At 45.4% G+C, this 12,350-nt stretch carries 11 protein-coding genes; 4 read left to right on the forward strand and 7 right to left on the reverse strand.

All coding sequences use genetic code 11. The features are described 5' to 3' along the window. Positions 1-104 precede the first annotated feature (104 nt). The gene (locus RIF36_RS06310) at positions 105-689 is read left to right on the forward strand and encodes an LOG family protein (protein ID WP_350126433.1); all 585 of its coding nucleotides are present in this window, start codon (positions 105-107) and stop codon (positions 687-689) included. Positions 690-693: 4 nt separating this feature from the next. Here RIF36_RS06310 and thrC read toward each other — a convergent pair whose 3' ends face one another. From thrC to thrA, 3 genes are read right to left on the reverse strand one after another with little or no spacing between them, the layout of a single operon-like run. After that, positions 694-1,989, reverse strand: a complete 1,296-nt coding sequence (gene thrC / locus RIF36_RS06315) for a threonine synthase (RefSeq protein WP_350126436.1) — start codon at positions 1,987-1,989, stop codon at positions 694-696. 2 nt (positions 1,990-1,991) lie between these two features. Next, positions 1,992-2,927, reverse strand: coding sequence for a homoserine kinase (locus tag RIF36_RS06320; RefSeq protein ID WP_350126439.1), 936 nt, complete (start codon positions 2,925-2,927; stop codon positions 1,992-1,994). Further along, positions 2,917-5,409, reverse strand: coding sequence for a bifunctional aspartate kinase/homoserine dehydrogenase I (gene thrA, locus RIF36_RS06325; RefSeq protein WP_350126442.1), 2,493 nt, complete (start codon positions 5,407-5,409; stop codon positions 2,917-2,919). Before thrA ends, RIF36_RS06320 begins: the two co-directional genes overlap by 11 nt. 332 nt (positions 5,410-5,741) lie before the next feature. On the opposite strand from thrA, the gene RIF36_RS06330 reads away from it, so the two are divergent. The 3 genes from RIF36_RS06330 to RIF36_RS06340 are packed head-to-tail and all read left to right on the forward strand — an operon-like array spanning position 5,742 to position 8,830. Next, positions 5,742-6,845, forward strand: a complete 1,104-nt coding sequence (locus RIF36_RS06330) for a DUF4249 domain-containing protein (protein ID WP_350126445.1) — start codon at positions 5,742-5,744, stop codon at positions 6,843-6,845. Positions 6,846-6,904: 59 nt separating this feature from the next. Then, positions 6,905-8,086 carry a DUF4249 domain-containing protein gene (locus tag RIF36_RS06335; protein WP_350126448.1) on the forward strand — a complete coding sequence of 394 codons (1,182 nt, stop codon included), beginning with the start codon at positions 6,905-6,907 and terminating at the stop codon, positions 8,084-8,086. 30 nt (positions 8,087-8,116) lie between these two features. Beyond that, positions 8,117-8,830 carry a DUF6503 family protein gene (locus RIF36_RS06340; protein ID WP_350126451.1) on the forward strand — a complete coding sequence of 238 codons (714 nt, stop codon included), beginning with the start codon at positions 8,117-8,119 and terminating at the stop codon, positions 8,828-8,830. A gap of 16 nt (positions 8,831-8,846) precedes the next feature. On the opposite strand, the gene RIF36_RS06345 is transcribed toward RIF36_RS06340, so the two are convergent. The 4 genes from RIF36_RS06345 to RIF36_RS06360 form a co-directional block, all read right to left on the reverse strand. Continuing rightward, entirely contained in the window at positions 8,847-9,434 is a 588-nt protein-coding gene (locus RIF36_RS06345; RefSeq protein ID WP_350126454.1) for an LURP-one-related family protein, read from the reverse strand. A gap of 75 nt (positions 9,435-9,509) precedes the next feature. Beyond that, positions 9,510-9,776 (reverse strand): Txe/YoeB family addiction module toxin, encoded by a 267-nt coding sequence (locus RIF36_RS06350; RefSeq protein WP_152001696.1) that lies wholly within the window; start codon positions 9,774-9,776, stop codon positions 9,510-9,512. Further along, positions 9,773-10,015 (reverse strand): type II toxin-antitoxin system Phd/YefM family antitoxin, encoded by a 243-nt coding sequence (locus tag RIF36_RS06355; RefSeq protein ID WP_152001695.1) that lies wholly within the window; start codon positions 10,013-10,015, stop codon positions 9,773-9,775. The genes RIF36_RS06350 and RIF36_RS06355 overlap by 4 nt, the downstream gene beginning before the upstream one ends. 217 nt (positions 10,016-10,232) lie before the next feature. Then, positions 10,233-12,329 (reverse strand): T9SS type A sorting domain-containing protein, encoded by a 2,097-nt coding sequence (locus RIF36_RS06360; RefSeq protein ID WP_350126457.1) that lies wholly within the window; start codon positions 12,327-12,329, stop codon positions 10,233-10,235. Positions 12,330-12,350: the final 21 nt, after the last annotated feature.

The raw sequence follows: 12,350 nt of genomic DNA on the forward strand, positions 1-12,350 counted from the left end.
TAAAATTCCAGTTTACAGTAAAAATCAATGCAACAAATTACTAGGTTTAAGGCCAATAAGAAATACTCCAAAAAAAGTATTTACGAAACTCTAATTTGTACGAAATGAAGTCACTTTGTGTGTTTTGTGGTTCTGCTGAAGGAAAAGACCCTCAGTTTGTGGCCCAGGCCGAAATTTTCGGAAAACTAATGGCCAGCCAAAACATTGAACTCATTTATGGCGGGTCGCAAATTGGCATCATGGGCGCTGTAGCCAATAGCTGTATGAAAGCAAGTGGAAAGGTCACAGGAGTCATCCCAAATTTTCTGGCCAGCAACGAGATCGCCCACACGGGGGTTACCAAACTTGTTAGGGTGGAGTCGATGCATGAGAGGAAGACCATCATGTCGCAACTTTCAGAAGGATTTGTCGCATTGCCTGGCGGATTTGGTACGCTGGAAGAGCTTTGCGAAATACTCACCTGGCGTCAACTGGGGCTCATTCATGCCCCTATTGGCATCCTCAATGCTAACGGATACTACGACTATCTGCACCAGCTCTTCGCTCACATGACGGTGAATGGTCTGCTTAAAAAAGTGAATTTCGACTTTGTGATCTGGGAAAGTGACCCAGCCCGTCTGCTCGATAAAATGGTTGCAGCAGCCGGTGAAATCTCTGCCCGGAAGCCGTCAGGCCTCAATAAGTCTTGAAAGCTTAGTTCATCAAGAAGCTTTTCAAAGCATCGAGGCTGGCTTCCATTTTCACTGACTTTTTGGGTTTTGCCATCGTCTCCTTCAACACTTCGGGGATTTCCACTTTTCCACCAAGCACTTTGTCAACCACGTCGTAGAACTTAGCGGGGTGGGCTGTCGCTATAAATACTCCCGTCTTGCCTGAGTGGTTTTTCAGATAGTCTCTCGCTCCCAAATAGCCAATGGCACTATGTGGGCAAAGCAGGTATTCCTCTTTTTCAAAGACCTCCTTCATGGCCTGCGACGTTTGAGCATCAGTATACCAAGCTCCTGAAATGTCCCGGTTGATCTTATCGTAACTTCCTCCATACAATGCCTGTACCCTCGGGAAGTTGCTTGGGTTGCCCACATCCATGGCATTGCTGATGGTTTTCACAGAAGGCTTTGGCTGAAACTTTTCCGTTAGCAAGTAATCGGGCACGATATGATTGGCATTGGTAGCAGCTACAAAGTGGTCGATAGGCAATCCCATTTTCTTTGCAATAAGGCCTCCACACAAATTGCCGAAATTGCCTGATGGCGTGCAGAAGAAGACTGGCTTGCCATCGCTGTGCAACATCGAACAGGCGTAGTGGTAATAGAACGATTGAGGGATCAGCCTCGCTATGTTGATAGAATTGGCTGACGTGAAGTGGCGCACGTTGTTCAGCTCTTTGTCGAGGAAAGCCTGCTTCACCATACGCTGGCAGTCGTCGAACGTGCCATCAACCTCCAGCGCCTTCACATTTTGGCCTATAGTTGTCAGCTGCTTTTCCTGAATTTCACTCACCTTTCCGCTTGGGTACAAGATCACCACATTAATGCCAGGAACACCCAAAAAGCCATGAGCCACTGCACTACCTGTATCGCCAGAGGTAGCGACAAGGATGGTGATTTCCTTTTGCTTTTTCTCCAAAAAATGGCCCATTACCCGGCTCATGAACCTGGCACCAAAGTCTTTGAAAGCCAGCGTAGGCCCATGAAAAAGCTCCAACCCAAAAATATTGTCTTCTACCTGATGAAGCTCTATCGGAAAATTCATGGCGTCATAAATGATCTTCTCCAGGTCTTTTCTTCCTATTTCATCACCAATCAAGGTATCCGTTACATCCAAGGCCATCTCCTGAAAAGACATATCCTCCAGCCCTTCGAAAAACTTGGCAGAAAGTGCCGGAATGGCTTTTGGCATATAAAGCCCATTGTCGTCGGGCAGGCCCTTAAAAACCGCCTCTTCAAAACTTACTTCGGGAGATTGCTTGTTAGTGCTGTATAACTTCATTTTCAATCTAAAATTTTAGGGCCTACCGTATTCACTTCGGAAATGTAAAGATTGGCAGATATGCCTCGCTTTTTAAGAATGCTTTCCATGACTTGTCCGGCTTTTGTTATTGCATCCAATCCATCAGCCAGGGCAAACATGGCCGGGCCGGAGCCTGAAATACCAAAACCAATAATGCCTTCTGAAGACAATGCGGCTTCTTTGATTTCATAAAAATGCGGGATCAAAGTAGCTCTTTTCGGCTCCACAATCTCATCCATCAGGGCTCTGCGCATTAAACCAAGGTCGTTGGTGTAAAGTGCTGACACAAAACCGGCTAAATTACCGGCGTACTTTACCGAGGCTTTCATTGCCACCTCTTTTGGCAAAAGAGCACGGGCGTCACCCGTAGACACTTCCACGGCCGGGTGCAAAACCGCCACATACATATTCGTCGGCACCGGCAAAGAAAGCACCTCCAGAGGCTCGTAGCTTTTTACCAGCGTGATACCTCCAAGAAGCGACGGTGCCACATTGTCGGCGTGGCCACTGCCACAGGCTATTCGCTCACCCTCTACAGCAAAGGGCAGCAAGTCCCTTTGGCTCATGGGCCTTCCCAGCAATTCGTTGACAGCAAAAACACCTGCCACCGCACTGGCAGCGCTGGAGCCCATTCCACTTCCAAAAGGCATCCTCTTGTGAAGAGACATTTCGATACCCCCTTTATAGTCAATTGCCTGCAAAAACTGGTTGGCTGAAATGCCTGCGGTGTTCTTCGCTGCATCTTTCGACAGCCGTCCCTCGTCCCCTTCGATGGAGGTGATAGTTACTCCTCTTCCGTTTGTTTTTTTAGCCACTAATTCATCGCCCGGGCCGTTAATGGCCAGTCCGAGAATGTCGAAGCCACAGGTTAAATTAGCTACAGTTGCAGGAGCAAACACTTTGATACTATCCGCCATAACCACCTGCAAATTTGTAATTGTCCTGAATAAAGTGATTGCTGATGCTGATGATCTCTGCGAAAACGCCCGCCGAGGTGACTTCCGCTCCGGCTCCCGGCCCTTTTACCACCAAAGGCCTTTCAAAATACCTTTGGGTGGTGAAGGAAATAATGTTGTCGCTGCCGGAAAGGCTGTAAAACGGATGTTCGGCATCGACAGCTTGGAGCGAAATGGACGCTTTCCCTTCCTCTACCTTCGCAATAAAACGAAGCTTTTTCCCCTCATCCATCGCCTTCTTTCTCATGGCTTCCAGTCTGCCATCTTCTTTTTTTAGTTCTTCAAAAAAAGCATCAATGTTGGGCGCCTTGAAACAGGCCTCCGACAAGATTGGCTCCAGCTTCACGTCTTTTATGTCGAGCTTCTGGCCAGCCTCTCTGCCCAAAATCAATATCTTTCTTGCCACGTCCATCCCGTTCAGGTCGTCTCTTGGGTCGGGTTCCGTCAGCCCTTTGCTGCGTGCCTCGGTCACCACCTGACTGAATGGCACACCTTCTTTGAAGCTGTTGAATATATAGGAAAGTGTGCCAGACAAAATCCCTTCTATTTTGATGATCTTATCGCCACTGTACTTCAAATCATTGAGCGTGTTGATGACGGGTAGCCCCGCACCGACATTCGTTTCGTACATGAATTTCACCCCATGCTTAGCTGCCAGCTTCTTTAGTTTTTCATAAAAAGCCAGCGGGCCGGAGTTAGCTAGCTTGTTAGGAGTGACGATAGAAATACTGGATTCCAAAATATCTTCGTAAAACTCGATCACTTTAGCGCTGGAAGTGCAATCGATAAACACAGAATTGGCGAGGTTCATAGCCTCCATTTTCTTTATGAACTCAGAAAGTTCAATGCCCTTTCCCGGCTTGTCCACCAATTTCCGCCATGTGTTAAGGTCAATGCCGCCTTCATCAAAAACCATGTGACGAGAGTTAGCAATACCCACAAGATTGATTTTCAGTGACCGCTCTTCCATGAGGTAGGCCGCCTGTGCTTTGATTTGCTCGATAAGGGTGCTGCCAATCAGCCCGGTACCCACAAGAAACACATTGAGCGATTTTCTGTCTGAAAGAAAGAAGGTTTCGTGCAACGAATTAAGTGCCTTGGAAATATTGGCTCTGTTGATCACCACCGACACATTGAGCTCGGAAGAGCCCTGGGCAATCGCTACTACGTTGATGCCGTTTCTGCCGAACGCCTGGAAAAGCTTGCCGGCAATGCCCGGCGTATTCTTCATGTTTTCCCCAATAACAGCGACAATAGACAAATCTTCCTCAGCCTGGATTCTATCTATCTCTCTGTTTTTGATCTCTTGGGCAAATTCCTCTTTCAATACGTCTCTGGCAATGGTGCCGTCTTTTGGGCTCACAGCAAAAGTGATTGAGTGCTCGGACGATGCCTGCGTGATGAGGACGATATTCACGTTCTTCCTGGCAAGGGCTCCAAAAAGCCTCGATGCCACCCCCGGCACACCTGCAATGCCACCACCTATCAGGCTAACAAGCGACATGTTTTCAATGGAGGAAATGCCTTTTACCGGGTACTTTTTTCCAGTGCTTTGCTGCGTAATTAAAGTGCCCTCAAAAGCAGGATTAAACGTGTTCCTTATTCGTAATGGAATCTTCTTTGAAATGGCTGGCTGCAGCGTGGGCGGATAAATGACCTTTGCACCAAAATGCGACATTTCCATCGCCTCCACATAGCTCAGGCTCGTCATTGAGTAGGCCTCTCTCACCTTGCGTGGGTCGGCAGTCATTACGCCGTCAACATCGGTCCAAATCTCTACCTCGTCGGCATCCAATGCAGCAGCTAGAATGGAGGCAGTGTAGTCGGAGCCTCCACGCCCAAGTGTGGTAGTTTCATTTTGTGCTGTGCTGGCAATAAACCCGGTAGCCACCACCATCGACTTGTTCCCTTCAAAGAACCCCTTTACCAAAGCATTGGTCTCCTTGAAATTAACCTTAGAGCTCCCAAAGTGATTGTCAGTCCTGATCACCCGGCGGGTATCAAGAAATGCAGCGTTTATGCCTGTTTTTTGCAGATACAGCGAAATTATATTGGCTGAAAGCCGCTCGCCAAAGCTCTGTATCAGATCCAGGGATCGAACGGAAAGCTCTTTGATAAGGAACACCCCGTGAAGCATGTCTTTCAACTCTGCAAACAGCTTGTCAATGGTGTCACGCCCTTCAGGATGGAGTTTGTTATCATTGAGGCGCTTCATGGTGTCGAGGTGCAGCAGGCGCAATCGCTCCAAATCCACCAGGTACGACTCATCGCCGGAAACTGCCACATCACCCAGCGCAATAAGCCGGTTGGTAACACCGCTCATGGCGGAGACCACCACTGCAACTTCAGTTCCCTGCTTTTGGTAATCCTGAAGAATTGCCGCCACCTTTCGGATGTTTTCCGAAGACCCCACTGAAGTGCCACCGAACTTTAAGACTTTCATTACTACTTCAAAGATTTAGTTCGCAGACAGCAAAAAAAATGACCAACATCTTTCGTTGCTTCGATGATTTATCACTGATTCTGACCGTCAAAAATAGGAATCGGCAAATTTGATAAAAGAATTACCAAAAAGAGAATGAAGTTGGGAAAAAACAGGCACAACGGTTTGATATTGCAAAATAATGAACCGAATGACGGGCACTACAGGCGTTTTTACAGATAGATGTTATCCTATACCGCTGGCAATGCCAACGAACGGGGTTAATAATACGTCTATTAGCTGATAGAAATAATGGATAATGCACCGGAAGTATGATCGACCTGCTTAAACGAATGATAACCAGACGACCCGTTACCCTTTTACTTACGTTAATTTTGGCCGGATGCATAGAGCCAATCGAGCCAGAACTGGGGGTTTTCGATTATCTCATGGTGGTTGAAGGCCATGTGTCCAACCTCGATGAGGTCAATACCGTCAGGCTTTCACGCACCAAACCTCTTGGTGTGGAATACGGCGGGGTTGAAGTTGGTGCACTGGTATATGTGGAAGACCAGGAGGGCGCTAAATTTTACTTTGAAGAATCCAGCCCGGGAATCTACCAGAGTGATCCCGCATGTTTCATTGGAGAAACAGGCAACTCGTATGCTTTGCATATAGAAACTCTTTACGGTGAGACCTACCAATCCAAGCCCATTTTGCTCAACGCTGCGCCAGACATCGATAGCTTGTACTTTGAAAGAGAACAGCGGCTAACTAATGAAGGGATCACCCAAGACGGTATCAAAATACTTCTCGACTCTCATGACCCTGAAGGACTCACGCAATACTTCCGCTATGAATGGGAAGAGACCTATCAAATCAAAGTTCCCTACCCGCAGGATATCAGTGTGTGGGTTTGCTACAACACCGAGACAAACTCCGATATTCTTACGGCAAACACCAGTCAGCTCAAAGAGTCAAGAGTCAGCCAACTTGAAATAAAGTATGTAAGCACAGACGGCTACCAGCTTCGCTCGTTGTACAGGTTGTTGGTTCGCCAATATGCACTCAGCAGCAGCGGTATAAAGTACTGGACTGAACTCAAAAAAATTTCTGAGAGTCAGGGTACACTATTCGATCCGCTACCGTACGATTTACCAAGTAATCTCTTCAATCCTAACAATCCCGACGAGCAGGTAATCGGTTTTTTTGATGTAGGCGCTGTAACCCAAAAAGAAATTTACATCGACAGAAGCCAGCTTTTGCACCTGGATTTCGCTTCCGATGGGTGCTCTTCCAAGCTTGTGGAGGTGTCTGGTGGTGGAAGTCCGCCGGCAGGCTATTGCCTCGCAAGTCAGGGGCCATATGGGTCGGGCATTAACTATTACGCCCCGGAGTACTGTTGCGACTGCCGGCTATATGGGGAGTTGGAGGTGCCGGATTTCTGGCCGAACTAATCCTGATAAAATCAGAAATTACTGCCTAACTTGGTGTAGTGCAATGTTATTAAAAGCTCATGTTGAAGTTAAATCACCTTCCTGGGTGCCCATGGGGCGTGTTATTTTTTGTATCCTTTTGCGCTTCCTGCGTAGAGCCATTTATCCCCGAACCAAATGAAACCCAGAGGCTGCTTGTAGTGGAGGGCCACATCTCGGACAGTCCTGAACCTTATATCATACGGTTATCGAGAGCGCAGCCGCTAAATAGTGAGGGCTCAAATCCCGAGTCAGGCGCAAAGGTCTCAGTGCAAAGCAGTGAAAATTCAGTTTACGATTTTCAAGAAAATGCTCCTGGCATTTATCAGAGCGATCCTGCCTGCTTCATCGGGCAGCCCGCCACAAGTTATCAGCTCCGTATTGAAACCGCAGATGGCGCTCAATACCAATCGGAAAAGGTGATTCTCAAGCTGACCCCGCCCATCGATAGCGTACATTTTGAACGGGAAAAACGTTTTACCGACATTACTGGAGAAGAACTTGATGGCATAAAAATTCTTGTTGACACACATGACACCGAAGGAAAGACACGGTTCTATAGATATGAATGGATAGCAACTTATCAAATAAAGGTGCCGTTTCCCTCACAATGGGAGCTGGGTTCAGATGGAAGCCTCACTTTAGTAGAATTTTACCATATCTGCTATGACTCTGACACAAGCCAAACAATTCTCACAACGAACACACTCCAACTCAATGAAGATCAGGTCACGGCTTTCGAACTAAATTACGTCAACACCATTAGCTACAGACTAAGAACCGTATACAGTATACTGGTCCGTCAGTATGCTTTGGATGAAAGCGGACATTCTTACTGGAGCCAGCTAAACAAGAATTCCGAAAACCTTGGCACTTTATTCGACCCAACCCCCTATCCAATTATTGGCAATCTGACCAGTGTTACCAACCCGGACGAGGTAGTGCTTGGCTACTTTGATGCCAGCACTGTGTCAGAAAAGAGACTATATATTACCAGAGAGGAGTTGGATAAACTGGCGTTGATGTACCCCACAAATCCATGCGTGCTGGAGGCAGATACGGTAAAAGGGGGCTATGACGAAATGCTGCTTCGGCTTAGCTGGGGACAGCGAATCATTACCATTCCAGGCTTTGGGAGCGGTGCTTTGATAATGGGGCCCCCTGAATGCAGCGACTGTAGGTTGTTGGGCGACGCTGAAGTTCCTGATTTTTGGGAAAACTGACACCTAAAATCCGTATCTTTCCCGTGAGATATGAGCTGCTTAAAAATATCTGTCCTGCTTCCTATTGCATTCTTTTGCTGTTGCGATCCTTCGCTCACTCCTGCTTCACTGATTGAAAAATCCATAGAAGCCCACGACTCCAGCAATTACTGGCCGCAGCTTAACAACCGCTTCCACATGTCCATCAAACGAGATGGCCAGGAGGATCGATACTTCTCTGTTCTGATCAATAATCCTGAAGGCATTTTTGAATATGCCCTGCAGCAAGGTGACAGCACAGTAACTCAAGGGGTAAAGCAAGGAAGTTACTACTACGCTATAAATGGCGATTCCAATTTAAGCAGCGAGGCAAAAGAAAAATACCAGCTCAACAACGGCCGTACGCTTTACATGAAGGAAGTGTATGAATACCTCTATGGCATACCGATGAAACTAAAGGATCCGGGTACCATTGTAGACCCTGTTTTGAATGAAGAGACATTCAACGGAAGGGCCTGTTGGGTAGTCAAAGTAACTTATGACCCCTCCACTGAAGGGGAAACCTGGTACTTCTACGTTGACAAGGAGACTTTTCTACTGGCCGGCTATCGTTTCTATTTTGACGAGAGCAAAGGTGACGGAGAGTTCATTTTTGTCGAGGGCTATGAATCGCTGAGCGGCTTAAAACTCCCCAAGCTCAAAAAATGGCATTGGAACAAAGACAGTGCGTACTTCAGAACAGATGAATTACTCAAAATAGAGTAGCCGCTCTGCTGGCTTCCTACTCCTTTAACACCATATCAATACACATTACCGCACCCAAAATCAGAATCCTCAAAGGATGGTCGGCAGGCACTTTGTCATTTATCTGAAGCATATAATTGTCTGCAGAGGTAAACATCTCCCGGCCCAAACCAGCCCATTGTTTGCTCACATGGGCAAATTCAACATTGTCTTTAACGAACTTGAAATCCCAACTTGTCCACCGGCCCTGAAGCGTACACATAAATGATTCATTGGCATCCAGCACGTCAAACTTCCCGCCAATTGAAAAGAACTTTTGTTTGAATTTACCCACCAATTGGTCGTTCGCATCGAGTACTTCCACATTTGACAGGATGATAGATACTCCCCGCTTCACTGTCAAAAGCTTTTCTCCCATGGGTGTCCTGATTTCAATGTGAAAGGGGGTCATCCTTTTGTAGTCGGTGAACCTGAGCATTTTCGAAAAGAAGCCCAGGTTCTCTTCCCGACAATGAAGGATCACCTCCTGCGAGTTTGGGTCATGGATGTCATAATTGTTGGCTGCTTTGAAAACGCCGGTGTGTTCTTTGACAAAGAATAAGTTGCGGTTGAGTGCTGCGTTCATAAATTACTTGGCGGATAACTATCAATAATATGTTCGGAGAAAAGTAATCAAAAATGAGCTTCCAGTACAGTCCCATTATTCATAATGAGTCCACATTCTCAGCACTTTTACTATTTTCTTCTCTTCCAGTACCTGGTAAACAAGTCGATGCTGAATATTAATCCTTCGGGAATATGCTCCAGATAAATCACCAAGAAGTTTTTCGTAAGGAGGATAGTCTTGAAATGGGTTGGCTTCCAGTATTTTTAGAAGCTCCTTCACTTTAGGCTTAAGCCCGCCAGATGTCACTTTTTTTGCATCCTTTTGAGCCTGCTTTGTATAAACCAACTTGTAATTGCTCACCAATCCAGCTTATCTGTGGTTTCTTCGAGGGGTGTTTTCATTCCTGTTATGATAGATTCTCTCATACCCGGAATTGAAATCAAATAAAGTGTCTCCTGAATAGCACGCCAGTCTTCCTCACTTACCAACACAGCGTTATTTCTCTTGCCAGTAATCTGAACGGGTTGGTGAGTCTCGGTAGCCTCGTCTATCAGCTTGTAGATATTCTTCCTGGCCTCTGTAATCGATAAGCTTTTCATAGAATGAACGTACGCTTTCCCGTACTTTTTAGCAAAGATTCATTAAAAAATATTACCCCAAAAACGAAATCAGCACCCCAGCCGCCACGGCAAATCCAATCATTCCTGAGATATTGCTGGCCATGGCGTACTATGACAGGGAGCATATTAATCCTCCAATTTGATTCCTGAACAGACCTAAAGTAATTATGAAAACATAAGCGTATCTGGCTTGCCACTATTCCATAATAATCCTTCGCATGATAATTTGACCACCAGCTAGCCTTATCTCCAATAGATAAAGTCCTGGATTTACAGCATAGGATTGAAGATCAATAGTTAGGGGGCTTTTTCCTTCTATTCCAACATTCTTGTAAATCACATTCCCTGACAAATCATAGAGGCGAATGGCTCCAATATTGATCAGGTTATTGACGGTTTCAATAGTTAAAAGATCAGTAGCAGGATTTGGGTATATCCTAACTTCGTTGATGTTTTCTACCAGGCCGTCCACAAGAAAGCTCCTATAAGAGCCAGCAGTGGCCGCCGAAATGATAAAACCGCCCAGTACTCCTATCTTTCGGCTGCTTGCATCATGTTTGTTAATAGAAAACAACGTCGACAACGCCAAGGGGTCCTCATCTCCGGAACAACAATACTCAGCTCCTCTCAACCCCAACAGCTCACCATCCTTGGTAAAAAATATAGAAAATGAATGCCACTCTTCCCCATCTACAAATCCAACAGTATCAAGCGCTTCAGTATTCCATCTATATAGTTCCCTTTCATTATACAATAAATAATACTGATCAGACAACCTGTCGATAGCTAAATCAAACCCACCTACCTTACTTTCACCAATAGTTGGGATGAACTCCACAACCACAAGCTCGCTGGTTTCAAAAGAATATTTGTTAATAGATGTGTTCGCAATTTCTTTTGAGCCAGGGTGGTATTGAATGGCTAGAATTAAATTGTCGGAACTGTCAAAATCCATCGCTATAACTTGTCTTTGTCCTGCTCCGGGTAGATTGACTAACTCAAACAACTCAGTCACTTGCTCTAAGGCTCCGCTTTTTGGATCCATTTGATACAAAGTTGAGGCGATGGCCATGAATAATTCTCCCTTTGAGTTAATCGCCGTTGGGGATTTCGTTTGGCCAAAATAGACGTTCCCTAAAGTGCTCTCTGTCCCCAGAGCCATGTCAAAGCTTTTTAGTTTATTTCCTTTATAAAATGAGTAGTCAATCATCAATATGCCATCCTCTGCTGAAACAGTATTCATTTGATATCCTACACCGCTTAATCTCACACTGTCAGTCAATCTGAGTTGATCGTTAGTGACGAACGTCAAAAAGCTCTCGAATTCTTTCGATTGATTTGGTTCAAAACTCACCTGGAAGGTAAGATATCCGGAGGGTTCTATCTCTACAACTTCTGGCAGGTTGGTTGAAAAAGGAGCATCTACATTTACATCCGATATTCTTAATGCCGCATCCCCATGGTTGTAAAAAGTGAAGTTTGTTGTTGCCGTAGAGCCTTGTGTGGTCTTTTCAAAGAGAACATTCTTACTGGTTAAACCCAACATTGGCCCTGTTTGCGAGCGCTCCCTGAAGTATGGCATAATATCAAAAAGGTCATCTTTAGAAACTGCTACGGACTCAGTTGCGGGATCAAAACAATATCTATTGTTTAAGTACAAAGAACCATATGAATCTATCTGAGGAGCAGCAGCGTAACCATATGAATACTCTCTAGTTTCTCCACTCTCGAGGAAATGCGCCAGGAGCTTCAAACATTCCGAACCGACACCGCAAAAGGATCTGTCTTGTTCTACCATCCACAGTATTCGTTGATAAGGATCATAAGAAAAATCATAAAATGAGTTTTCGTACTGATATACCTGCTTTTCCTGGCCGGTTCTTAAATCAAAATGAAAAATTTTAGCATCAACATTACTATTGTAAAAAAAGGAACTATCGGTCTCGAATCTAAATATGCTGCTTGTGTTGAAGAAATCCTTTTTGATAAGTAAATACTCCTTCTCCCCAGTTGTTACATCCAGCAAGTAGATTCCTTGATCATCCGAGCTGGCTAATCTTCCGCTGGGCGAAAAAACCAGCGGAAAAAGATCCTTTTCCTCAATGTGCGACAGATCAATATGCACAGGCGAAACAATCTGAAAAAATGCGTCATACTTTACTAGAGAATCTCCGCCTTGGTATTTGTAATACCACCCTTCGCTAAGGGTGTCTTGGGCATGGGCGGGAAAAAAAAGCAATAGGCCTAGAAGAACTGCCGCTATTAGTTTATAAATAGTTCTCGCTAAAGACATAAAAAATATTAAAATAGCTGA

Source organism: Imperialibacter sp., from assembly GCF_040222815.1.
Lineage (GTDB): Bacteria > Bacteroidota > Bacteroidia > Cytophagales > Cyclobacteriaceae > Imperialibacter.